Genomic DNA, 23,924 nt, shown 5'->3' on the forward strand with positions numbered 1-23,924 from the left:
AATGGTTTCAAAGAGCTTGTGGTGATTGTTCGTCTAACAGAGCTTGCACGCGCTTTTGAATCCTGCGCATTTGTGGATAGTAAACCAATGCTGTTTTATAAGCTTTAAGAGCAAGTTTGGGACGCTCCGTTGCTTCCATGACAACGCCAAGTTCAAAAAAAGCACTATAATTGCGCGGCTCAAGTTCAAGAGCGTGGTTGAGATCAAGCATGGCAAGCTTGAAATCGTTCAGTTGAATGTGAATCCAAGCGCGTCTTATCCAAGCTTCAGCATGAGTAGGCAAAAGTGCAAGAGCATTATCAATATAATCAAGCGCAAGTCCATAATCGTCGCTGTTGAGTGCATTTTCAGCCCATGACATCAAAAGATCGATCGTCTCGCTCCCTGATTGGGACCATAAATGTTGAAGTTGTTGACTGATCTTTTTCGCTTTAGCAACATCAGCACAATATTTCAATTCTTTGAGTAAACGTGAAATTTCTGCTTCTTTGCGCTGCTTAACTCTGTCAACATGGGAAAGCTGCTCTTTGTCAAGATCTTCAAGAATAACCGCCGAGGAATCAGAATCGGAGGGCGTTGAGGAAGGGGGAGGAGAATTGGGAATAAGATCATCTAACGGTAAAAGCGATTGTGGAGAAGGCCGATCTTCAGGAAGAGAAGGAGGATTTTGCCCATAGCTCGAGGGAACAAAACAAAAAACGCCAACAAAAGAAAGAAAAAACGCGCGCTGGAAAATACAGAAAAAACGCAACTGGAAAAATCGAAAGGCTTTTAAAAAAATAGAAGAATCCATAAAAACAAGCCCCCAAAAGATAAATCACCAAATATTATCAAATACTAGACTTGTAATCAACGGACTTATAACAAAAAAACTCAAGAAAAAAAATTTTAAGCCTACAATTAAAGTAGGCATAAAAACATTGATCCTAAAGAAATTATCCCTAAAAGAATTAGCCCTGACGTGCTCTAAAACGTGGATTCGTTTTATTAAGAATATAAACACGACCCTTACGACGCACCAAACGATTGTTACGGTGGCGCTCTTTTAGTGCTTTAAGCGAATTTTTAATTTTCATCATATTCACCGTTTAAATAGTTTACGTAACACAATACTATAACACAATACTATAACACAATACTATAACACAATACTATAACACAATACTATAACACAATATTAAAACACGAAAATACAATATTACAACCCCAATAGACTGCTCACTTTAATGAGCATTGCATTGCGATATCGTACTTGCATCATAACATCACACGATACACTTTTTCACTGTGATCACAAAAAGAAAAGCGCACTCTTAAGGTACGCATTAATACACTTCATTAGCACAACGATAAGTGAAAATTGCAAAAAAGTAGGAGAAATCTAACAAGAAGTCTTATTCTTGTCAAGGGTATATCCCTTACAAATTCCTATAGTGTGTTAACGGTTGGCCTTGAAGGTAAAAATTTTCTCGTAAAAAGAAGGACACCAAAAAGCACAAAGAGTGGAAAAAAGTAAAAGCTTCCTATTTGTGAGAAAATAATCCTGTTTTTTCGTAAAATATCATCGTTAAGTAAGGCTCATGTAAAATTTATAACATGAGGTGTTTTTTATTCGTGTGTGAGGATATTCTTAAGGCTTATTCTTAAAACCTAAAAAATAAACCGCATGATGATGACAAAGATGATGAATTGATAAGGATAAATTTCTATTGTTCAGAGAAAACATAGTAAAATAAGAGTTTTGCATAGTCTTAAGGTTTTCTCATTGCAAATTTGTGTAGCTTTAAGCATAGCATTCGCTTCTTGCATATCACAAGCGGGATTGATCTATGGTAAAGATACTTGAAGATAAGGAATAAAACGGTCTTTTATGAATGCTTTCAAATGCTAAGAGTGTTGTAACATTGGGGGGTGGCAAAGCGGTGTGATGGCGTTGGTGTTTACGCTTCATAAGTTTAAAGAGGGTGGTGCACTATAAATGTTTAAGCTATTATCGAGAGCTTTATGCTCTATGACGGGGGCTGCTGTTGTGAAGTGGTGGGGCAATGTGCATTGGCAAAATGTTTCTTTAAAATAAGCGCGTGTTAAAACAAGTGCGTAAATTGGCAACACAAGTGTCTTCTGTTTGAGGCTTTTTATTTTACGTGAGGGGTGAGAGGATATTTGGTTTGGGAATGGATAAGCTTAGTGCTGTAATCATATCCTGTAATTATATCTTTGATGTGGAGATCAGGGACGGAGCGGAGCGCTCGGTACTTTTAATGAGGGATTAAATCTGTGTGGTTAGAGTGAAAGATTATGCATAAATTTCTCTTTTAAGGCAATAGTTTATGATTCTTTGCAACCCAATTATTTCTACGTGGGTGGAGTGCTGGATATTGTCGAGCAGATGGGGAATTCAAATTATCCAATAAGGGAGCCAGTATACTGAGAATACACTTTGGCTCTTGAATGTGGATAGTTTGAATCCTTTTTAATATCCATGTTGCAGAAAAAATTTGACCTTCCCAAGGGTGGTCTATGATGATGTTTATTGAAAGAGTGAAAGCTTCACATTGTCTGGCGATAGACGTAATAAAAGTATGTCATAATACCAATTTATATACATGTTGCAAATGCCAAAGAGAGCTGACGTAATGATCATTGGTATCCCGATCAATAGGGGCAGTGTTTCTCTTCCTCCTGTGAGGTATATTAGACAAAGAATTCCTGTCATTAATAAAAAGCCTATCGACAGGATTTTCGTTACGAAAACAATGGGTTTACGAAAAGTTAAAAGAAAAAGGAACAACATGTGTCTAAATGGACCCCCTTTACGTTTTTGGGGAAGAACAGACTGTACCTCATTTAAAGTTTTATTATTGTTAGAAATGAAGTGTTTTTTGCCACAATAAGCGTTTTAAAGGCAATGATAGTGTTAAAATGATCGTATTAAAAAGTATAGTTTAGCTTTATCAGGATAATAAAATAAACATTTATATTTATAAATTATTAGGTGCTCTTGAAAGAAGCTTGGATTGAGAAAAATTGTGAGAACTTCATGAAGCGCTGGTCTGTTGGGGGGGACGAATGTCATTGCTGAGCAGGATTAGAGAGTTACAGACAATCTCTTATGGGTGGTTAAGAATATGCGTAAACAAAGTGCGTTTACGATAAGGGGAGTTCATAAAGAATTGTGCGAGATGCAATAAAATCAATGCGCATTATACGGTGATGATGTGCCTTATAATTCATTGTCTTAACAGGATTAAAAGGTGGAAAAATTGATGCACTAAAAAAGGGGAGGATTTTGTGAGAGAAGAAAAATTGATCTGAAAAGAAGAAACTTAAGCCTTTGGGGAGAAGTTCAGGAAACCTTTTCGAGGAATGTGTTGGGGGAATTAATGAAAGAAGAAAATCTTCTATCCGTTGAAGGAAAAAGAGAGAGGAGAAAAAGAAGAAAGTTGCTATGCTGGAGAGGGCTATCGTCTGGCCGATATTGGGCCGAATTCTCGAGAGTTGTTTTGGGAGAGTAATACGTTTTACCTCTTTGCAGCAATTTTATGGAAAACAAAACGATGCTTTTGTGAAAAAATGAACATAAGAAGAGAAGCTAGAGACAATAAAAACGCAATCATGGGGATTGGTATCTATGGGGGTGCAATAAATCAGTCTATTTCTTAAAGGTTGGCATTAAAAGAAAAATGAAGGGGCTGCGTATGTTATGGGGAATATTTATGCTGTGGAAGGTGGAGGGGTGGTGAAGTTAGGGGCTGTGGATTGTTTTGAGCTGTGGGGGGATATTTTTGAGAAAAGGAAGGGGAGAAGAGCTAGGGGGTGGAGTTGAAGGGGGGGAGCGCTTGTTGTGCTGCTTGGATATCGGTGTGGAGTGAAGCTTTGTTTTTGAGGGCGGATGAGATGTTCGTGTAGGATGAAGCGGTTTGGAGGAGGAAGAGGTGATGTTTTTAAAAGAGGCAGGGCTTGTAGGAGGGCTTCACGCCCTTTCAGGGGCAAATTAAAAGGTTAGGGGAGCGCTTTTGAAGCCGCTGGATATCGGTGTGGGGAAGAGGTTGTTTTTTCAGTTCATTTTGGAGAAAAGTGTGAAAAAGTATTTATATATATGTGGGCTTAAGATTTGTTGGCTGGTCCCAGTAATTGGATGATATGCCCCATTTTGCGGTTGGGGTGAACAGTGCTTTTGCCATATAAATGGATCGAGGTGCGCTCTTGTGTGAGGAAATATTTTAACGTGCTAAAATTGTTACCAATAAGATTGGTCATTTGGCAATCGCTGTGGCGATAGGGACTGCCTAAGGGAAGTCCGCAAATAGCGCGGATATGCTGTTCAAATTGTGAAGTTATGCATGCCTTTTGTGTCCAATGACCAGAATTATGGACACGCGGTGCTAATTCATTCACTAAAAGATGACCATTCGTTAAGACAAAAAATTCAATGCAAAGAACACCAACATAATTGAGGGCATCCATAACTGTTAAGCTGATTTCTTGTGCTGCTTTTTGCACCTCAGGTGGAATATGTGATGGAACAAAGGATTTATGAAGAATACCATTTTTGTGTTGATTTTCAGGGCAATCATAAAAAATATGTTCCCCTTGTTTTGTACGTGCCGAAAGAACCGAAATTTCCGATAAAAAAGGAACTATTTCTTCCAAAATACAAGGCTGTTCCTGAAAAGTCCTTAAGGCTTCGTCAAGGGTTTGTTCATCTGGGTGATCAAGCTTGATCTGGTTTTTTCCGTCATAACCAAAACGACGCGTCTTTAAAAGACCACGTCCGCCTAAGGTATCAAGAGCGGAAAGAAGAGAAGAAGAATTGTCAACAGCATGCCATAACGCGGTGCCAATCCCTTGATCACGCAAAAATTGCTTCTCAAAAAGTCGATCTTGCGTGATCTCTAATGCTTTGGAAGAAGGATAAACAGGCTTACTCTTTTCTACATATTGAACCGTTTGAAGCGAAAGATTTTCAAATTCATAGCTGACAACATCACACTGAGAAATAAAATGATCTAAAGCTGATATATCGTCATAGGAGGAAACAATATGGTTGTTTGCTGTTTGAGCGGCTGGGCAATTGGCTTCAGGGCAAAAAATAACGGTTCGAAATCCTAATTCTGCGGCCGCTATGGCGAGCATCCTTGCTAATTGGCCGCCCCCGATTAAACCAATGACGCTGCCTGGAGGTAACATGGTGAAGGGAGTGGTGTTGGCTAAGGAGGTGTTGGCTGAGGGGGTGGTGTTGGAGGGGGTGGTGTTGGCTGAGGGGGGAGTGGAAAACGGTGCCATTTTAAACCTCCGTTACAGGCGTTTGGGCGACATTGGCTGTTTGTTGTTGACGCCAATCTTGTAATCGTTGGGCGAGATCATGGTCATAAACGGCCATAACGGCCGCGGCTAAAAGTGCTGCATTAATTGCGCCTGCTTTGCCAATTGCTAATGTGCCAACGGGTATCCCTGCTGGCATTTGCACGATTGAAAGCAAAGAATCTTGACCAGAAAGAGAGTGAGAATGCACTGGAACGCCAAAAACAGGAAGAGGAGTAAGGGCTGCTAACATACCTGGAAGATGCGCTGCACCCCCTGCACCGGCAATTAAAACTTTAAACCCTGCTTCTTTTGCTTCTTTGGCAAATTGATAAAGGCGTTCAGGAGTTCGATGTGCTGAGACAATATGCGAACTATGAGAAATACCAAGATTCGTCAAAATATCTGCACTATGGCACATCGTTTGCCAATCCGATTGGCTCCCCATTAAAATCGCGACATCACATGATTTTTTCATCATTCTCTATCCTTTTCAAAGGTTCAATGCGATTCTTTATCATTATTTTTTTAAAGTTTTATATTCTTTTTGCAAAGCCAATTGATGACAGAGAAACAGTTATTTTTCAAATAAGGTGGAAAGCTAAAAATTTAAAGGGGATCTCGAGAGATGAAAAACTAAAGTATTGAAGGCATGAAGCACTTCTTGTGAGGGGGGAGGGGAATGCAACGGGGTGGTGTGGGACCCATGAGGCTGTTGAGCTTGCGGCATTGTCTTTTATTTAAGATAAGAGGGAAAAATGCATTGAGGAAAAGCCATTGATTATAAGTTTTTTAAAAAAATGTCTTATTTTTTATTTGCTAAAATAAACAAGATCACCATATGATATAAAATCTGTTGCAATTTGAAACATTACTTATGAGAAAAGAGATTTTTATGTCAAAAATGTGTTGCAAAATGAGGATATTCTTATGAGAAAAAAAGAGATGTATATCTCTCGATTTCAAAGCCTATTTATTTTGTTGTTCAAGTGATTCTTTTGTGAGTGGGGGATATAATCTTTATAGGGGATATAATCTTTATAATTGTCGATATATCTTTAACAATGGCCGATATAAGGGGAAGCGAATAATCAACGCTTTTGTGCTTTTAACGCTTTTGTTGAGATGTGCTTCTGAGCGATTATATCGTTCTTTGTTTTTTCACTTAAATATAATGGTAATATCAATCGCGAGTGACGAATTGTGAATAATAAATCCATGGTCTCTTTTTTGCCCAATTTTGTAATATGGTGAACGCTGAAATAAATAAGAGTTAAACAACGGATGTAAAGGAGATTTAAAAGCTATGTTTCTTCCATTTTTAATCGCTTTAGGTACTGCAGTAACGACTATGTGTGGTAAAAAAAATATAAGTTATGCTTTGTGGGCAATTTTATTCGTTGTCATTCTTCTCACTTTCAATCATCACGCAACTTCCACTTTAAATTTATCTTTTTGAGAGAATAGCCATGGAACATGTTGAACAAAAAAATCCTCACTTCGTTATCTTTATGAATACGCTAGGACTCTTTGGATTATCCGTTGTCTTGGTGGTGGCTTTTTATTATCAATTGGTAAAGTTTGAGTTACCTTGTCCCCTTTGTTTGCTGCAGCGCGTTGGATTGATGCTGGCAGGTTGTGGGTTCTTGCTCAATATTCACCATAAGGTGAAAAATACCCATTATGGTATGGTTATTCTCGGTTGTATGGTAACCAGTGCTGTGGCAGCACGCCAAGTGTTTTTGCATATCACACCTGATGATTTAGGATATGGTTCAACGTTCTTTGGATTGCATTTTTATACTTGGGCTTTCATTATTTCTGTCCTTTGTATCTTTGCTGTCTCATTTGTCATGATTTTAGGCGAATTGGCACACAAGTTCAAAGAATTTTCTCCTTTTCCAGTCTTGAGTAAAGCGGCAAGTTTCTTATTTGTATTTTTGATTGCGGCAAATTTGATTTCTACCATACTGGAATGTGGTGGTGGACAGTGTGCCGATGATCCTGTAAGGTATGAATTGTTATCAAATTGGTTCCCTTCATAGTCTTGAATTTTTTTAATAATCCCTCATTATAATTTTTATTGTTAAAAGAGGCGGAAATATTTAAGAAACCGCTTCTTTTTTATTTATTTGGAAGACATTTCAGAAAAATTGTTCGATAATCTGATCTTTTATACCAATGCTGGCTTTTATGAGCGATAGCGATTGATATTTTTTTAGCGAAGACTTGTACTGTGAACCTTTTATGCTGTCTTTTGAGAGAGATGAAGGGATTGATTGGCTTGGAGGAGTTTGTAGAAAAGCCCCAGATTGTTGAGCTGCGTGGGTTAAGAAGCCTCGTTTTTAAAGGTGCATTAACGATAAAAAATTTTTGTTCTTGATTTTTCTTAACATTGTGTTAAATAAAGTTTTGTATTCATTTTGGTGCTTCTAAAGCGTTTTTATTGCTTCTAGAGGGATTAATTTAAAATTTTGAAAGTTATGTGAATAATTTTCTGTAGAGGTTTGTTTATTAGAGGCAAACCTTTTTTTTTATCTAACGTTTAGATGTTTTCTCTCAGTGTGAAGCTTTTTTTTAGAAAAAGGTAAGCGGCTTGATGATGACTCTCTTATTTATTAATATATTGATTTATAATGATAAATAACCCTTTTAAAGTGAAGCGCGTTGCTGAATATAATAAAGTTGCTCATCACCAGTTCTCTTATATTGAATCAATTAAAATTACTTGCTTGTATATCATAAGTGAGTGGGCCATGTGGGTCAAAACTGTACAAGAAAGGCATGCCTTTAATGAAGTGTCTCTTGAACCGAAGGCTGTCTGCAACATTGGGAGCTGGCAGAGTTTTTGTGATGATGCCGGCTTGTTCTTCTATAAGCGTAAACTTGTTTTTCCATAAGCGTAAAGATAGGGGGGGCTGAATGGATTTTATATCCTTCATGGGAGCTTACCATTCCTTTACGGGTAGCGTTTTGCAAAATGGGTGTGATGGAGCGTTGAGAGATCTTTCTTTAAAACAAGCGCGTGAATATGCAACACAAGTATATTCCTTTTGGCACGTTTTGTATTACGAAAAAATATTGACTTATAAGGATAAGTTATTGTTGCGGATGTTGAATGAGAAAAACGAAGAGCTTCTCTCATTTCAAACTTTCTTATAGTCAATTAATTAAATGTGCTCTTCTACGTTACAAAAAAGCACTGGGTGTAAATAAAAATTCTTTTAAAAGTCGTAAAATGCTTCTTATGACCCTTTTTGATCGTTAGAATTTTTCGAAAAATTTTATGCTGCTCAATACAATAATAGGGCGGTTTATATCTATGATTTAAGTGAAAATAGGGGGGATTTAGATGAAAAGGGAGGCGAGTTTTTAATGACAGTTGTTGAAAACGTTATTGTGTAATGCATTTTTTACAGATTTTCTGCTTTCTGTAAATATGTAAAAGCGTAAAAACAGAAATGTGTAAAAAAGGAAGCTGGGATTTTATGTGGGGTGTATGATTTTATCATGGCATGGAATGTGGAGAGAAGATTGCGGTGTGGGGATGAAGAGTTTTATGAAGGGGGGAGAAGTTTGGATGAAGAGGTGGGTGCGTTGACGAGAGAGGAGAGAGGGTGTGGGGAAAGTTGTTTTTGAAGTGAGATTGACCGATGCTTTGCGTGATCTTACTTTAGGGTGGTGAAGGAGGGGCAAGAATATTTTAAAATAGGACGTATCTGTCGCGTTTGATGCAACATTATCCTTTGTGGTGTCGTGATCTGAAATCAGCAGGGGAATTCGCTAGAGTAAGAAGCTGTATTGTTGACAAACCTATGTTTACAAAGTGGTGCGAGGGGAATTTGAAAGTTTCGTTTGGCTGCTTTCTGTAAATGTGGAGAAGCGTAAAAACGGAAATGCGTAAAAAAGGAAAAGGCTTTATGTCGTTAGAGGCGTTGTGGTTAATGATACGCAATGTATAGGGATTGTGTTTTCGAAGGTAGGAAGAGCAACATAAATGGAAGGAGTGGCTTAGAGGAAGTGTGTGAAGAGAGGGAAAATGGGGAAGGCTGTATGGGAAATGCATAGAGTATGAAGTGTGGGGCAGTGAAGCATGTTGTGAATGGTGTGTGAAGAATGGAGAAGGTTTTTGAGAAAAGGAGGGGCTTCTGGCGTGGGGGAGTGGTGTTTATCTGAAGGGCGCATGTTTAAAGTGTGGAAGGTGAGGAAAAGTTGGAGAGAGGATGATTGTGAGTAAGTTTTGGAGGGATTAGTCAGAGGTGTTGGGAAAATGCTTTAGGGGAAAAAATTAGCATAATTTCTTGTCATACTGAAACCAAAATCATCATAAAAACTGAAGGAAATTAGCGGGTAAAACTGGTGGAAAAAAGTTTTGATTCTTAAGGGGTGGGGGGGCCGTTTTTTTGAGAGTATGGAAGAGTAAACTTGAAAAACCTTTCCCTTTTTGTGGAATTTTTATTCACAAACTTAAGAAAATAGGATATGAACGCTGGAAATAACGCGCAGCTTAACAAAATATGTGCACTGTAAAGGAAATGTTTGTTTATGTCAAAAGAAGAAGTTTTAGAATTTTCTGGTATCGTTACTGAACTCTTACCTAACGCGATGTTTCGTGTGAAACTGGAAAATGACCATGAAATTATTGCTCATACCGCTGGTAGAATGCGGAAAAATCGTATACGGGTGTTGGCCGGTGATAAAATCATGGTGGAAATGACACCTTATGATTTGACAAAAGGGCGTATTACATATCGCTATAAGTAGCATCGTGGGTGGCTTGCACTTTTTTCTAAAAGCTATCATATTATTTCTATTATTTTTTAACAGTTTTTTAGTTTGCTTTTCATGAGTGAAAAAAGGGGAGTGTTTGAAGAGCCTTGAAAAACTGTAAAATCGTTGCGGAAAAAGGATAAGGAGATCAATAGCGCTTAAAAGGGAGCGCTAAAGGGGCGCTTAAAAGGGGGCGCTAAAGGGGCGCTTAAAAGGGGGCGCTAAAGGGGGTGAAGAGGGAAGTCGATTGTGAAGGGGTGGAAATGAGCAATATAAGAGAGTGGGGGAAAAAACGTTTGGCAGATACTCTTACAGAAGAAATTTATTTGGTGCTTGCCTCCGCTTCGCCACGGCGTTTGGCGCTCTTGGCACAAATAGGGATTGATCCCCAGCAGGTTTATGCAAGCGATATTGATGAAACGCCAAAATTAAAAGAACATCCTGCAAACCTTGCCAAACGTTTGGCAAAAGAAAAAGCGCTGAAAGCCCAAAAAATTTTGCGCTGGTACAGTCAGAATGGTCAAGACGAGTTGCAGAATGTTCCCCAAAAATTGTCTGCGCAGAAAATGATTATCTTGGCGGCTGATACGGTGGTGGCTGTTGGCCGGACCATTCTCCCAAAACCAGAAAGCGAGGATGAGGCTTATGAATGTTTACGATTCCTTTCTGGACGGGCGCATAAGGTCTATGGTGCCATTTGTGCGCTCAATGAACGTGGAAAAATAACCGTAAAATTGGTTGAAAGTCGTGTTCGTTTTAGACGCTTAACCTCTGCCATGATGAAGGCTTACCTTGCTTCAGGAGAATGGCAAGGCAAAGCGGGGGGCTACGCTATCCAAGGAAAAGCAGGGGCTTTTGTTGTTCATATCACGGGTTCTTATTCTAATGTTGTGGGATTGCCTTTGGCTGAAACAACCGATCTCTTGACCGCTTATCACTATCCACTTTTTACTCACTGGGCTGAACAAACGCATGAGAGAGATTGATTGGTCCGTAGAGCTAATGCAAGGTAAAAAACAACAAAAAGAAAATATGAAAACAAATAGAAGCAAAATTAATGAAGGAGCCAATGACAAAGGTGTCCCAAAAACAAAAAGAGCCTAATTTACAAAAAGAAACCTCTCATCGCCCACCACATCCTTGTCCTATTTGTGGTCAGATGTCACAAAAATCTTCTTATCCTTTTTGTTCCACACGCTGTCGAGCTATTGATCTTAATCGTTGGCTTTCAGGTGCTTATATCTTACCACCCCCACCACAAGTAAGTGATGAAGAAGAGTAAAGAAGAGGCATGTCTTTTGAGAAGCAAATGCTTAGAAAACGTTTTTGTGTGAAAGCTGAAGGGATGGGCGTTGTTTGTTCTAGCGGGGAGGTCTGAGTGAGATATTTTGCGTGTGGCGTTGGAGAGAAGCTTGAGTTTGAGAAGAGGAGGGATGAGGTTAAAGAAATATCTGAGCCTTTTTGTTTAGAGAATTGGGGAAAAGATTGAGTGGTGAGAAATAGGGAGCGGCTGAGGAGATAATGCTTAGTCTGGTTGTTTTGCTGCTGAGGGGATACGAGAAGATTGGCTGTTTTGAGTAGAAGACATTTAGGCATTTGAAGGCATTGGCGTTAAATGTAGTTTTAAATATTTTCTTTTTAGCTCTTCATAAATACCAACAAAAAACAGTAAATTGTCAGTCATATTAAATAAAAATTATCACTTGTTCAAATTGGATCTGTAATAAATACATTTTTTGAGACAATTATCCTGAAAATCATAGAAGTAAAAAAATCTTCGTCAGTTACTTGAAAGATGGAAGGGGGGCGTAAAGGATAGAAGTGAGGGGGTGGAGTATGTTGTGAATGGGTGTGTAAAGAATGGAGGATGGAGAGAGAGAGGGGAGAAGAGTTTGCGGATGGAATGGAAAGCCCGAGATGAAGAGGAGGGAAGGCGTTAGTTTGAGAAGAGAGGGAATGGAGGAGAGTATGGATAGGTTAGGATGGTGTGTCCAAGAGGTGGTGGGATGAAGGGATGAAGATGACGTGAGGAGGTAGGATTTGCTTATCGTGCCTGATGAAACAGCGTTGTTTGGAGGGGGATGATCTGAAGCTTATACTTTAGGGTATTGGCTCTATCGGTGAATAATGTCGGTGCCTGTGCTTTTGCTTAATCAGAAATCAACCACAAGATTGCCTTCTGTTTTTTTGGTTTGAGCTCTCTAAAATTTTTCAAAAGAGTGTGTTCTTTTTCGCTATAGGTGTATTGGTCGTGGTGTAAGAGAGTTTCTTTTGTGGGAAGATCTTCTTTTGTGGCAATGTCTGCATAAAAAAAGCTTATGGGAACTTCTAATTTTTGAGAGATTTCGAGCAAACATCCTGCGCTTACACGATTGAAGCCTTTTTCATACTTTTGGATTTGTTGGAAACTAACGCCTAAATGGCTTCCTAATTCTTTTTGCGAAAGGCTCATTGAAATGCGTCTGTGGCGGATTCTTTTACCTATCAGAATGTCGATAAAATTTGGATTTTTAGTTGGCACTTCAAGCCCCCCTCCGGTTGCGAGCGCCCTCGCATTGGTATTCCGGGAGTCAAAATACTGAGCTCTAGTCAGTTTTTTTGCTTTTAGTGCGGAAACGCACCTGGACATGGCAAAAACTCCCGGAATTCCGGGACACCCACAAAAGTGGGCTCATTTTACGCTAGAGCTTAGGGTTTTTGAATCCCTCTTGATCGCTGCGTAGACGACCAAAATTACACTTTAAGTGATAAAGTAATTTCAGAAGATTGGCAAGAAAAATGAAAAATTTTCTATTCTGTTATACCGTAAAACGGCGCTATTTGAAGGGGGAGTGAAGAGCTTGAATATTCATGATAGGGCTTTGATTTGTTGAGCCTGATGAAGTGCTGTCGTTTGAGGAGGGTAGTCTGAAGACTGTAAGGGGACTAGGCAAAAAGCTGGATTCATTTTCAGAGCAGTGTTTACAAAGCGGTGCGGGGTGGTGATGTGGAAATTTTATTTGTCTGATTTCTGTGAATATGTAAAAGCGTGAAAACGTATATCCGTAAAATAATGCGGAGGATTTGTACTGTGTGTATGCTTTTATCATGGCGTGGAATGTGGTGAGAGTAGGGGGATGCATTTGTGAATGGAGCGGGGAAGCTGGGATGAAAAGGGGTGTTAAGTGCATTTTCTGGAGAAGAGTATGTGGAGAATATTGGGAGGAAGGGCTTATTTGTCTTGTTTGATAACGCCTCTTTTGAGGGGTGGTGATAATTATATGAAGTGATCAGTAGTCCTTCCCTGGATAAGAAGCTGGATTGTTTACGGACCAGTGTTTATCGAGCGGTGTGGGGTGGTGAATCTTTCGTTGGCTGTTTTCTGTGAATGTGTAAAAGCGTAAAAATGTGAATCTGTAAAAGTGAAGTGGAGGATTTATGGATTTATGCATTGTGCGTGTTTTGGGGTTACGTTGGGCTTTTGTCTGGCATGGATGGGGTGAAATAAATGGGGGGGTGAAGAGACTGTGAATTGAGGAGGGAAGCTGGAATGAAGAGTGCTGTAAGTTGTAAGTGTGTGACGGGAAAGAAAAAGGGAGGCGTGGAATGGAGAGAGTGCCTATGGACAAAGGGAGGGCGTGGATAAGAGGCGGGGTGGTGTAAAGGATTTGCGGTAAAGGATGGTGTGAGGGTGATAGAAGAGGGAGGTGAGGAGATAGAGAGGAAAGGGTGTGGGGGTTTGAGAGAAGGTGAAGGTGAAGAAAATGCCCTGAAAGTATGGTGATGAGGTGAGCTAAAGGGGACGATGGGATGAGAGCAGGGCTCGAAAAAATAACTGGGAAAGGGAGCCGTGGTGGGGAAATGAAAAAAACTTCCTCACCCCCATTTATTTTTAAAGGGGAGTGAGGGGCTTATCAAGAAGAAAAAAGTTAGTTTTTTTTCATAATTTTCCAAGTTTTTCCATCAGACATATACATAATCTTTTGGCCTGTGGTTATCTTTTGTGTGCCGTGAGTGGTGTGAAGCGTAGAACTAGAAGCCGCTAGATGATCTATAAAGATTGATTTCCACTTAAATGAAGCAGGAGATGGAAAAGAGATATTGGGTGCCCAAGAACGATCTTTTGAACGAATAACGACAAGCTCTCTTTGTTTCAAGATGTTAGAAATTGTTTCTGCAGACAGATCTTTCCCATTGGAAATGGGGACTTCTGGTTTAGCTGTAGGCGAGGCTAAACCTCCAAAGTCGCTTATACTTGTCATACAAAAAGTGAACGTACATGATGTTTGGATGAGGTCAGAATCTCGACACTTTCCTTGATTAGAAACTTTCAGAGTCCCTTCGTATAGCTTGTTTTGTTTTAAGCCATTAGGATCAAAAAAAATCGAACTTTGCGGACTTAAATCATAACAGGAGGAAAGATGTCTCTTCCAACGAGAATGGTCTTCAACAAAACTTGAAGATTTACGGAGTTTGCCAAATGTATTTGGTACTTCTATGGTCCCAATATTCACTTTTTTACCCGTTGTAAAATCGACTACTTTCGCTGTAACTAGATTCTCATTTTTTTCAACATATAATCGATATCTGCGTCCCATTTCCCATGGAAACTTGATTTCACATCGTACTCCTGAACCTTCCTGAGTAAAATGCTTACATGTATTACCCTTCCATCCCGTTGCATTCCAGATAGAAAAATGAATGGTACGGCCGCTCCTGTTGAAAAAACCAATTTGTCCACTTTTCCCGTTTTGGAATTCAAATTTATTTCCCCAGAAATAGATGGAGTTAGGCCCACCATCGTAGTTTACTTGCTGGGTGAAAACAAATAGATCAAATAATGCATTCTCAGGCCATTCATGCTCTATTGTAATAACTTTGCCGGCAAAGATGGCATAGCTTGGTTTACTTATCAGAAGGAATAAAAGTATTAAAATAACCTTTTTTACAGTATGGTACATACTCAAATCCTCTATCTTAATAAAAAGAATGTAAGTTTATAAGTATTAAAACATATATTCAATGATTTGTTAAGTAAAAATATAGAAATACTTTAATGTTTACTCTAAACTATATACTGTAAAGACTGCTTTGTTTGAAATGTTTTTGCATGCTCCTTTTTTGCTGTTCAAATTTAAGTTTTAATGGTGGAGTTTGTGGGTGAGAGTTTAAAAAGGGGAGTGATGATGTGGGGTATAAGAAAAGTTGCGGTTTTTATTTAAAATGATAGCGTATTTTTTTTCTCCCTCTTGCTATGAGGCTTGTAGAAACCCATATTCTTTTTAGCACTACGGTTCTTCTTCATGCTGCTTTTTCCGCGGTGTTTTTTAGAGGCTGGATAATCCTTTCTGGATGTTTCTTTTGTGGAATATTGGAGAGGTTAAAGTGTGGTGATGGCTTGAGGTTTAAGGAAAAAAAATGAACTTGGAAAAATATAGCGAACGCGTACAGGGTTTTTTACAATCAGCACAAAATAGCGCTCTTGCTTCTGATCATCAGCAGTTTATGCCGGAGCATTTCCTGAAAGTGTTGTTAGACGATTCTCAAGGATTGGCTGCATCGCTTATCCAAAACGCTGGTGGTGATCTTACTCTTATTCAAAAGGCGCTAAAAGAAGCACTTGATGCTTTGCCTAAAGTGCAAGGGGGAAATGGACAGCTCTATCTTTCACAGCCATTGGCAAAAGTTTTCGCGCTGGCTGAGGATATTGCGAAAAAAGCCGGTGATCAGTTTGTGACCGTGGAGCGCATGTTGCAAGCGCTGATCATGGAAAAGACCGCAAAAACAGCCGATATTTTAACAAGTGGAGGATTGACCCCGCAAGCGCTTAATCGGGCAATTAATGCGCTGCGGAAAGGAAAAACAGCAACAAGCCCCCATGCCGAAGGACAATATGATGCCTTGCAAAAATATGCCCGGGATCTCACAAAAGATGCACGCGAAGGAAAACTCGACCCTGTTATTGGACGAGAAGAAGAAATTCGACGCACTATTCAGGTGCTCTCACGGCGGACGAAAAATAATCCCGTGTTGATTGGTGAGCCTGGGGTGGGAAAAACAGCTATTGTGGAAGGGTTAGCTCTGCGCATTATCAATGGCGATGTCCCTGAAACTTTGCGGGATAAACAACTCTATGCGCTCGATATGGGAGCGCTTATCGCTGGTGCAAAATATCGTGGAGAATTCGAAGAACGTCTCAAAGCAGTGCTGGCAGAGGTGCAAGCCGAAAATGGACAAATTATCCTCTTTATTGATGAATTGCACAATCTTGTTGGAGCAGGAAAATCTGATGGTCCTATGGATGCGTCTAACTTGTTAAAGCCTGCTCTTGCACGCGGAGAACTCCATTGTGTGGGTGCTACTACGCTCGATGAATATCGAAAATATGTCGAAAAAGATGCTGCTTTGGCACGCCGCTTCCAGCCTGTCTTTGTACCTGAACCCTCTTTGGAAGATACTATTTCTATCTTGCGCGGTATTAAGGAAAAATATGAACAACATCACAAAGTGCGCTTGGCTGATAGTGCTTTAATTGCGGCCGCGCGTTTGTCTAACCGCTATATTACGGATCGCTTCTTGCCGGATAAAGCTATTGATCTTATCGATGAAGCGGCGGCACGTTTGCGTATGCAGGTCGATTCAAAGCCGGAAGAACTCGATGCTGTTGATCGGCGTATTTTACAGTTGAAGATCGAACGGGAAGCTTTGAAAACAGATGTCGAGCCAACAGCAAAAGAACGTTTGAAAAATGTGCAGGAGGAACTGAAAACATTGGAACAACAGTCCGCTGAGATGACAAGTGCTTGGCAGGCTGAGAAACAAAAATTAGGGCATGCTGCTGATTTGAAAAAACAACTCGAAGAAGCCCGTAATGCTTTGGCTATTGCACAGCGTGATGGACAATTCCAACGCGCTGGAGAACTGGCTTATAGTGTCATTCCTGAACTCGAAAAACAATTGAGTATCGCGGAAAATGATGACCAACAAAATCATCTCGTTGAAGAAACGGTTACAGCTGAACATGTGGCGCGGATTGTTTCGCGCTGGACCGGTATTCCTGTTGATCGAATGCTGGAGGCAGAACGGGAGGCGCTGTTGCGGATGGAAGATGAAATTAGCAAACGTGTGATTGGGCAGGGAGAGGCTGTTCAAGCTGTTTCTCGTGCTGTACGGCGTGCGCGTGCGGGGCTGCAAGATCCTAACCGTCCGCTGGGGTCTTTCATGTTCTTGGGACCTACGGGGGTGGGAAAAACCGAGTTAACCAAAGCTCTGGCCGCTTTTCTCTTTCAAGACCCAAATGCCATGTTGCGTATTGATATGTCGGAATATATGGAAAAGCATGCTGGGGCGCGGCTGATTGGGGCACCTCCTGGATATGTTGGATATGAAGAAGGGGGCGTGCTGACGGAGGCTGTACGTAGAAGACCTTACCAGGTCATTCTGTTTGACGAAATTGAAAAAGCACACCCTGATATTTTTAATCTCTTGTTGCAAGTGTTGGATGAGGGACGCTTGACGGATAGTCAAGGACGTACCGTTGACTTTCGAAATACCTTGCTGATTATGACTTCTAATCTTGGTGCTGAGTTTTTAACTGCTTTGCCTGAAGGGCAAGCAACAGATCAGGCAAAAAATGATGTTATGAATGTCGTCAAAGCCGCTTTCCGTCCTGAATTTTTAAACCGTATTGATGAGATTATTCTCTTTCAAAGGCTGCAACGTCAAGATATGGAAGCTATCGTCGATATTCAGATAGAACATTTGCAAAATCTACTCAATGAACGCAAAATAACTTTGCAAATCGAGCCAGAGGTGAGAAAATTTCTTGCCGATAAGGGCTATGATCCGCTCTATGGTGCTCGTCCGCTTAAACGGATTATTCAAAAAGAAATTCAAGACCCTCTCGCAGAGAAAATCTTGTTTGGAGAAATTCACGACGAGACAACGGTGAAAATTACAAAACAAGGAGATCGGTTGGAATTTTTGCCTGAAGATTAAGTTTGGAGAAATTCATGGTATAAAGGGCGGTGATAATCTTATTGTGCAATAAAACACCGCGCTTTGAGGCGTGCTGATTTAGAAAAATTCACTGTGAGACAGCGGTGTTTTATTGCAAAGCAAAGGGAGTAGCCGGTGTTTTTGCATATTAAATGAGCGTTCTCGAATATCGTAGGATTCTTTTCCTTCTGTTTGTCGTGAAAACTATTTTCTTGCAATGTTATAAGTGAAGTCACAAGCAGGATTGCTTTGTTGCTTTGTTGCTTTGTGTGTAGAAGCGTTAAAGAGAAATGCCGTTTATCCGCCGTAAAACATTGCTTTTTGAGGGGGCTGATCTGTGGCATGGGAATTTTAGACGAAGATATTTTGACGATGGATTGGAGTTTTGCTGTTTAAGCAAAAGGTGGAGGATGCGTAAAACGCGCTGCTCTCTCATTTTTTCGGTGATGTGCGTTTTTCTGCTTTAAAATTTTGCTAAAAGTTTTTTTAAACTGTTTGATTGATTGCACTCTTGTCGGTGGCTAATAGATGATGAAGCATGATTATCTGCACAATCAAGTTTGCTATTTTGCAGTTTTTTAATCAAGATAAAGACTTGAAAAACAAGACCTCTAACTTGTTTTGGTTAAAATTTTTGCTATTCGTGTTACAAAGGCAAGTTTAAGTGGAAGGTGTATATTAAAAATACCATCTATATCTTAATTGATTTTACTTAACATTTACCAATAAACTATAATATGGTAAATATTAAGTAAAATAAAAAGATAATGAACTTTTTTCAAGGATTTTAATAAAAACTGTATTGGAATTTATTGATAAAAAGGATCATTTGAAATTTAAGCGGGGTAAAATTTAAATGGGGGGCATAATCTTATGAAATTAGCCACAAACAAGGAAATAATTAACAGCTGGTTTGCAGAGGATGTTAAGAGTTATAATCGGCGTATTCCAGAAAGCTTAAAGGATTTCTATGAGGATAGGAAAGATTCGTTAATAAGTGATGCTGAGCTTCAAAAGAAAATTTTGGACTCTTTAATACAAGATGTGTCGTTAACATCGGATGATTCCAATCCATTAAAGTTGTTTCTTGAACAAGGCTTTTCTTTTAGGGAGGAGCAAGGGGCGAGAGTTTTTGATACTATTAGAGGTGAGCATTCGATATCTGTTAAAAGTGGAGAAAGCGTTGATCAATTTAAAGTGAATGATCCAGAAATTGAAGCATCATCTATACCGGACAAACGAGAAGATCACTATACATTTCTAATGACGTGTGATCGAATAGAGCATGCTTTTAGAGAAGAGTATGGGCTGGACAATCTTTTAAAAGAGATCAGATCGTCTGTCCGAGAGCAGGATAATATTGAGAATTACAATTGGTTAGAAAAGCTTATTGATAGTGCATTAAATAGTGAAAATGCACCGTTACAAGAAACACAAGAAATCTACATTCCAGACATTCGTGATCATCGTTTAGATGAAAAATCATATGAGCTCGCTATAAAAATCATTCGACGAGCAGTCAACTGTCTTGGGGTTCCCTCACGTTTGTACAATGCTTGTTTTTTTCAAAAAGCTTGTTCTTTGCGTGATCTTGTATTCATTTTTGGCATAGATGCTCAATTTGACATAAATGATCAAGTTCTTAACGAAGTCATGGATATGTCGACAGTTTATGACGCTAAAAATAACCTTTTAAAAGTACAAAATTTTGGTGAGAAAAATAGCGATGTTATTGGTCTTGCTATGTCAAAAAAAGCGATATCTATCCATGACTTAAAAAGTACAGGGTATAGCGAGTTTGATCCAAGCAATTTGAGCACGAATATCTTTTTTCATATTTCGCAATCGTCATTATTTCGTCCGTTTGAAACAATGATTGTCTTTAAAGCAGGGACTGATGATCAGATTGAAAAAACAATAAAAAGGTACGAAGGCGCCAATGGCATGAAGTTAAAAGAAGAAGCAGAGAAAGAAGCTTTAAAAAGAGTGAAAGTGCTATAAAAAAGATTAATTGAGGCATTCAAAAGTCATTGGAAAATTATAAGTGACAACAAAAATGCAGCTGATTATCCTATTTGCCTTAAAACACTGCTCTCTGAAGGGATGTGGTGTCTTGATCTGAATTTGATTTAAGGATGTTTTGTTGTTTGATATATTAACAAATAACGTTGATCGTTGTGCTTTTGCCTAATCAGAAATTAGCCACAAGATTGCTTTTTTTTTTTCGGCTGGAGCTCTCTAAAGTTTCTCAACAGAGTGTGTTCTTTTTCGCTATAGGTTTCTTGATTGTGGTGTAAGAGGGTTTCTTTTGTGGGAAGATTTTCTTTTGTGGCAATGTCTGCATAAAAAAAGTTTACGGGAACTTCTCGTTTTTGAGCGATTTCCAGTAAACATTTGGCACTTACACGATTGAAGCCTTTTTCGTATTTTTGGATTTGTTGGAAACTGACACCTAAATGGCTTCCTAATTCTTTTTGGGAAAGTCCCATGGAAATGCGTCTATGACGGATTCTTTTGCTTAATCAGAAATGTCGATAAAATGTGGATTTTTAGTTGGCACTTCAAGCCCCCCTCCGGTTGAGAGCGCCCTCGCATTGGTATTCCGGGAGCCTGAAAGCACTGACCTCGAATCAGCATTTTGCTTTTAGTGCTGAGAAGCACCTGGACATAGCAAAAACTCCCGGAATTCCGGGACACCCGCAAAGTGGGATAAATTTATGTGTCAAGTCTTCGGGTTTTTAATCCCTCTTGATCGTTGCGTATACGACCAAAATTACATTTTAAGTGATAAAGTAATTTCAGAAGATTAGCAAGAAAAATCAAGAATTTTCTATTCTATTATGCCGTAAAACATTGCTCTTTGAAGGGGCTGTGGTGTGTTGGTTTGAATGTGACTTAAGGGGGATATGAATGGAATAATGTTGATTAGTGCGCTGTTGCTTAATCAGAAATTAACCACAAAATTGCTTTTTGTTTTTTCGCTTCGAGCTCTCTAAAGTTTCTCAACAGAGTGTGTTCTTTTTCGCTATAGGTTTCTTGATTGTGGTGTAAGAGGGTTTCTTTTGTGGGAAGATTTTCTTTTGTGGCAATGTCTGCATAAAAAAAGTTTACGGGAACTTCTCGTTTTTGAGCGATTTCCAGTAAACATTTGGCACTTACACGATTGAAGCCTTTTTCGTATTTTTGGATTTGTTGGAAACTGACACCTAAATGGCTTCCTAATTCTTTTTGGGAAAGTCCCATGGAAATGCGTCTGTGACGGATTCTTTTGCCTATCAAAATGTCGATAAAATGTGGATTTTTAGTTGGCACTTCAAGCCCCCCTCCGGTTGCGAGCGCCCTCGCTTTGGTATTCCGGGAGTTAAAAACACTGACTTGACTCAGCTTTTTGCTTTTAGTGCCAAAGCACCTGGACATAGCAAAATCTCCCGGAATCCCGGGATACCCGCAAAGCGGGATAAATTTATGTGTCAAGTCTTCGGGTTTTTAATCCCTATTGATCGTTGCGTAGACGACCAAAATTACACTTTAAGTGATAAAGTAATTTCAGAAGCTTGGCAAGAAAAATCAAGAATTTTCTATTCTATTATGCCGTAAAACATTGCTCTTTTAGGGGGGAGTGAAGAGCTAGAATATTTGAGGGCAGGGCTTGATTTGTTGAGCTTTATGAAGTGTTGTCGTTTGAGGGGGGCGACTGAAGATTGTAAGGGGGTACTAGGCAAAAAGCTGCGTTCATTTATAGACTGTTGTTTATAGAGCGGTACGGGGTGGTGAACCTTTCCTTGGCTTCGTTCTGTAATAATGTAAAAGCGTAAAAATGTATATCCTTAAAAGTGAAACGGAGGACTTATAGATTTATATATTGTGCGTGTTTTTGGTCATGGTATGGAATGTGGTGCGAGGATTGGGGGAAGTGTCTTCGTGAATGGAAGTTGGGAGGAAGAGTGCTGTTAAGTTGTGAGAGTGTGATGGGAGAGAAAAAGGGGGGAATGGAGAATGAAGAAAGTGCGCATGGATAGGAGGAGAGTGTGGGTAATCCGGTGGTGCAAAGAGATGCGTGAAGGAGGGCGGTTTTGGAGATAGGGCTTGATTTGTTGAGCCTGACGAAGTGCTGTCGCTTGAGGAGTGGTTGGGTGCAAGCTTTATTTTGTGGGGAAAGCTGCTTTTTGAAGTGGGATTGTAGACTAGTGCTGGTTGGGAATTTTCATTCTTTGAGACGTGGGGTGGAGGTCAATGTAATAATATGGAAGATTGTGATCTAATAGTTTTTACATTCTTTCTTTTTTTAAAGATATTACTTGATATTAGAGTAAATGCTTATATCAATAGGAGTATTTCTTTAAAAATTTTCACTTAACTTATTAAGCGATTTATTAGAATAAAAGACTCTTCTGAAGTTCATATCACCAATTGTATTGAAGGAAGTGTAATTTTAAGTGTAGCTAAGTTTAACATCGGATGGTTGATATGAATTTGTTTTTAAAAAAGAGTCCATTAGCTCTTTTTTGCTCTCTCTTTATTTCTAAAGTTGGTGATTATGCTTATGAAGTTGTTTTTATTTTACTTGTCTTAGAATTAACAGATAACACCTTTTTTACAGGTCTTGTGTATTTTTTTCGATTTATCCCTTTTCTCTTTTTTGGCCCTATAGGAGGTTGGTTAGCGGATAATTTTTCTTTGAAGAAAAATATCATCTTAAGTGAAGTTGTTAGATTATTAGCTTCATTGTTTGTTTTTATAACTTATATAACAGGTACGGCACATATCATTGTTCTTATTTTTGCAGCAATATGTACAACGATAGGAAGAAGTATTTTCCAACCAAGTTTTCAAGCTGCTATTCCCAGAATGTTTTCAATAAAAGATCTTACAAAGGCCAATAGCATTGCTCAAATTATCATGGAAACTGCATCCGTCATTGGCCCTTTGGTTTGTTCCATACTGCTTTTTTTAGTAAATAAATCGGCAGTACTCATTTTTGATTTTTTTACCTATTTTATATCTATTATCGTGTTATTTAATCTCACGAATTTAAATTCAAATGAGAATAAATCATTCAATTTTATAAAAATTTATCGAGAAACAGCTTCATATCTTAAATATATTTCTACAGAACATAATAATTTATTTATTACGCTCGTTGGCTCGTCGTTTGCTATTCTCTTTACGGGTGCAATTTTAAGATTTTTAATTCCAGCTTTTGTTCTCTCTATAGGGGGAGAGGAAAACTTTGTTAGTTATATTTTTTCTCTCATGGCTGTTGGAACTATTGTTGGTGGTTTGTTATATAGTAAAATTATATTAAATATTACATCGTTGAAGCTCATGATATTTTGGCTTCTTTATGGGGTTATTCTGTTTGTTATGCCTTTAGCTGCTGGACTTTATTTAAAACTCCTTCTCGTGTTAGCATTTGTTTTAGGATTTATGGGTGCCTTTGTGGATATTGGTTTAGTCTCAGCTATTCAATTATATTCTCGTCGTGAAGATTTTGGTAAAAGTTTTGGAACCTTTTCAACTTTAGCGAACTCTGCGGAAGCAATCTCTGGCTTTATTGCTGGACTTTTGGCTCTCGTGGGATTGTTAAGCTCTTTTTTAGCTATGTCCGCATTAATTATTTCCACGGGAATTATTGGCGTTGTAAAAATTAAGAAAAATAAAGAGTTAACACCTCTTAACACGACAGTCGATGACGACCATTGATATATTTGATATCTCCATGCCTTTTCTTTTTTCTAAAGACGGTTCGCTAATTATCTTATTCATGAGATAAAAACACAGCTCTTTGAAGGGGGAATCTGAAATGAATGAGTGGTCAGTGGTGGAAACTTGCTAGGCAAGCATTTGAATTCTTTACAGACCGTTGTTTATAG

17 protein-coding genes and 1 pseudogene are annotated in these 23,924 nt (G+C 39.0%); 10 read left to right on the forward strand and 8 right to left on the reverse strand.

Translation table 11 applies throughout. The features are described 5' to 3' along the window. Nucleotides 1-7 precede the first annotated feature (7 nt). Both ACFIM8_RS07005 and ykgO read right to left on the reverse strand, forming a co-directional pair. Nucleotides 8-793 (reverse strand): tetratricopeptide repeat protein, encoded by a 786-nt coding sequence (locus ACFIM8_RS07005; RefSeq protein ID WP_375607045.1) that lies wholly within the window; start codon nucleotides 791-793, stop codon nucleotides 8-10. A gap of 157 nt (nucleotides 794-950) precedes the next feature. Next, a complete protein-coding gene (ykgO, locus tag ACFIM8_RS07010; RefSeq protein ID WP_004863016.1) occupies nucleotides 951-1,076 on the reverse strand; it encodes a type B 50S ribosomal protein L36 in 126 nt (41 codons plus the stop codon). 2,332 nt (nucleotides 1,077-3,408) lie between these two features. Here ykgO and ACFIM8_RS07015 point away from each other — a divergent pair. Then, nucleotides 3,409-3,663, forward strand: coding sequence for a hypothetical protein (locus tag ACFIM8_RS07015; RefSeq protein ID WP_375607044.1), 255 nt, complete (start codon nucleotides 3,409-3,411; stop codon nucleotides 3,661-3,663). A 444-nt stretch (nucleotides 3,664-4,107) separates the two neighbouring features. Here ACFIM8_RS07015 and ACFIM8_RS07020 read toward each other — a convergent pair whose 3' ends face one another. Together ACFIM8_RS07020 and purE are read right to left on the reverse strand one after the other, a co-directional pair. Then, complete coding sequence (locus tag ACFIM8_RS07020; RefSeq protein ID WP_375607043.1) at nucleotides 4,108-5,286, reverse strand: 5-(carboxyamino)imidazole ribonucleotide synthase; 1,179 nt, start codon at nucleotides 5,284-5,286, stop codon at nucleotides 4,108-4,110. 1 nt (nucleotide 5,287) lies between these two features. After that, entirely contained in the window at nucleotides 5,288-5,785 is a 498-nt protein-coding gene (gene purE, locus ACFIM8_RS07025; protein ID WP_330168079.1) for a 5-(carboxyamino)imidazole ribonucleotide mutase, read from the reverse strand. 825 nt (nucleotides 5,786-6,610) lie between these two features. Here purE and ACFIM8_RS07030 point away from each other — a divergent pair. The 6 genes from ACFIM8_RS07030 (at nucleotide 6,611) to yacG (ending at nucleotide 11,356) form a co-directional block, all read left to right on the forward strand. Beyond that, nucleotides 6,611-6,763, forward strand: a complete 153-nt coding sequence (locus ACFIM8_RS07030; RefSeq protein WP_273790835.1) for a DUF5993 family protein — start codon at nucleotides 6,611-6,613, stop codon at nucleotides 6,761-6,763. A gap of 10 nt (nucleotides 6,764-6,773) precedes the next feature. Beyond that, nucleotides 6,774-7,349 (forward strand): disulfide bond formation protein B, encoded by a 576-nt coding sequence (locus ACFIM8_RS07035; RefSeq protein ID WP_375607042.1) that lies wholly within the window; start codon nucleotides 6,774-6,776, stop codon nucleotides 7,347-7,349. A gap of 877 nt (nucleotides 7,350-8,226) precedes the next feature. Next, nucleotides 8,227-8,466 carry a hypothetical protein gene (locus tag ACFIM8_RS07040; protein WP_375607041.1) on the forward strand — a complete coding sequence of 80 codons (240 nt, stop codon included), beginning with the start codon at nucleotides 8,227-8,229 and terminating at the stop codon, nucleotides 8,464-8,466. 1,383 nt (nucleotides 8,467-9,849) lie between these two features. Next, the gene (gene infA, locus ACFIM8_RS07045) at nucleotides 9,850-10,068 is read left to right on the forward strand and encodes a translation initiation factor IF-1 (protein WP_004857577.1); all 219 of its coding nucleotides are present in this window, start codon (nucleotides 9,850-9,852) and stop codon (nucleotides 10,066-10,068) included. 269 nt (nucleotides 10,069-10,337) lie between these two features. Next, nucleotides 10,338-11,060, forward strand: a complete 723-nt coding sequence (locus tag ACFIM8_RS07050) for a Maf family nucleotide pyrophosphatase (RefSeq protein WP_375614711.1) — start codon at nucleotides 10,338-10,340, stop codon at nucleotides 11,058-11,060. 83 nt (nucleotides 11,061-11,143) lie between these two features. Next, entirely contained in the window at nucleotides 11,144-11,356 is a 213-nt protein-coding gene (yacG, locus tag ACFIM8_RS07055; RefSeq protein ID WP_375607039.1) for a DNA gyrase inhibitor YacG, read from the forward strand. A gap of 867 nt (nucleotides 11,357-12,223) precedes the next feature. Here the strand turns inward: yacG and ACFIM8_RS07060 are convergent. Both ACFIM8_RS07060 and ACFIM8_RS07065 read right to left on the reverse strand, forming a co-directional pair. Then, a complete protein-coding gene (locus tag ACFIM8_RS07060; protein WP_375614722.1) occupies nucleotides 12,224-12,595 on the reverse strand; it encodes a helix-turn-helix domain-containing protein in 372 nt (123 codons plus the stop codon). A 1,387-nt stretch (nucleotides 12,596-13,982) separates the two neighbouring features. Then, nucleotides 13,983-15,014 carry a DUF3472 domain-containing protein gene (locus ACFIM8_RS07065; RefSeq protein ID WP_375614712.1) on the reverse strand — a complete coding sequence of 344 codons (1,032 nt, stop codon included), beginning with the start codon at nucleotides 15,012-15,014 and terminating at the stop codon, nucleotides 13,983-13,985. Nucleotides 15,015-15,471: 457 nt separating this feature from the next. Between ACFIM8_RS07065 and clpB the strand changes: the two genes are divergently transcribed. Together clpB and ACFIM8_RS07075 are read left to right on the forward strand one after the other, a co-directional pair. Then, nucleotides 15,472-18,051 (forward strand): ATP-dependent chaperone ClpB, encoded by a 2,580-nt coding sequence (gene clpB, locus ACFIM8_RS07070; protein ID WP_375607035.1) that lies wholly within the window; start codon nucleotides 15,472-15,474, stop codon nucleotides 18,049-18,051. 873 nt (nucleotides 18,052-18,924) lie between these two features. Continuing rightward, nucleotides 18,925-20,052 (forward strand): hypothetical protein, encoded by a 1,128-nt coding sequence (locus ACFIM8_RS07075; protein WP_375607034.1) that lies wholly within the window; start codon nucleotides 18,925-18,927, stop codon nucleotides 20,050-20,052. A gap of 186 nt (nucleotides 20,053-20,238) precedes the next feature. On the opposite strand, the pseudogene ACFIM8_RS07080 reads toward ACFIM8_RS07075, so the two are convergent. Both ACFIM8_RS07080 and ACFIM8_RS07085 read right to left on the reverse strand, forming a co-directional pair. After that, nucleotides 20,239-20,611, reverse strand: a pseudogene (locus tag ACFIM8_RS07080) (helix-turn-helix domain-containing protein). Nucleotides 20,612-20,991: 380 nt separating this feature from the next. Further along, nucleotides 20,992-21,363, reverse strand: coding sequence for a helix-turn-helix domain-containing protein (locus ACFIM8_RS07085; protein WP_375614723.1), 372 nt, complete (start codon nucleotides 21,361-21,363; stop codon nucleotides 20,992-20,994). 1,155 nt (nucleotides 21,364-22,518) lie between these two features. Between ACFIM8_RS07085 and ACFIM8_RS07090 the strand changes: the two genes are divergently transcribed. Continuing rightward, nucleotides 22,519-23,754 (forward strand): MFS transporter, encoded by a 1,236-nt coding sequence (locus ACFIM8_RS07090; protein ID WP_375607032.1) that lies wholly within the window; start codon nucleotides 22,519-22,521, stop codon nucleotides 23,752-23,754. Nucleotides 23,755-23,924: the final 170 nt, after the last annotated feature.

It is taken from the genome of Bartonella sp. AC535YNZD (assembly GCF_042196625.1).
Classification (GTDB): Bacteria; Pseudomonadota; Alphaproteobacteria; order Rhizobiales; family Rhizobiaceae; genus Bartonella.

What these genes read in the sequence shown, in the direction of transcription:
- ACFIM8_RS07005 (WP_375607045.1), bottom strand. Translation starts at nt 793, where the DNA reads ATGGATTCTTCTATTTTTTTAAAAGCCTTTCGATTTTTCCAGTTGCGT.
- ykgO (WP_004863016.1), bottom strand. Translation starts at nt 1,076, where the DNA reads ATGAAAATTAAAAATTCGCTTAAAGCACTAAAAGAGCGCCACCGTAAC.
- ACFIM8_RS07020 (WP_375607043.1), bottom strand. Translation starts at nt 5,286, where the DNA reads ATGGCACCGTTTTCCACTCCCCCCTCAGCCAACACCACCCCCTCCAAC.
- purE (WP_330168079.1), bottom strand. Translation starts at nt 5,785, where the DNA reads ATGATGAAAAAATCATGTGATGTCGCGATTTTAATGGGGAGCCAATCG.
- ACFIM8_RS07030 (WP_273790835.1), top strand. Translation starts at nt 6,611, where the DNA reads ATGTTTCTTCCATTTTTAATCGCTTTAGGTACTGCAGTAACGACTATG.
- ACFIM8_RS07035 (WP_375607042.1), top strand. Translation starts at nt 6,774, where the DNA reads ATGGAACATGTTGAACAAAAAAATCCTCACTTCGTTATCTTTATGAAT.
- ACFIM8_RS07040 (WP_375607041.1), top strand. Translation starts at nt 8,227, where the DNA reads ATGGATTTTATATCCTTCATGGGAGCTTACCATTCCTTTACGGGTAGC.
- infA (WP_004857577.1), top strand. Translation starts at nt 9,850, where the DNA reads ATGTCAAAAGAAGAAGTTTTAGAATTTTCTGGTATCGTTACTGAACTC.
- ACFIM8_RS07050 (WP_375614711.1), top strand. Translation starts at nt 10,338, where the DNA reads ATGAGCAATATAAGAGAGTGGGGGAAAAAACGTTTGGCAGATACTCTT.
- yacG (WP_375607039.1), top strand. Translation starts at nt 11,144, where the DNA reads ATGACAAAGGTGTCCCAAAAACAAAAAGAGCCTAATTTACAAAAAGAA.
- ACFIM8_RS07065 (WP_375614712.1), bottom strand. Translation starts at nt 15,014, where the DNA reads ATGTACCATACTGTAAAAAAGGTTATTTTAATACTTTTATTCCTTCTG.
- clpB (WP_375607035.1), top strand. Translation starts at nt 15,472, where the DNA reads ATGAACTTGGAAAAATATAGCGAACGCGTACAGGGTTTTTTACAATCA.
- ACFIM8_RS07075 (WP_375607034.1), top strand. Translation starts at nt 18,925, where the DNA reads ATGAAATTAGCCACAAACAAGGAAATAATTAACAGCTGGTTTGCAGAG.
- ACFIM8_RS07090 (WP_375607032.1), top strand. Translation starts at nt 22,519, where the DNA reads ATGAATTTGTTTTTAAAAAAGAGTCCATTAGCTCTTTTTTGCTCTCTC.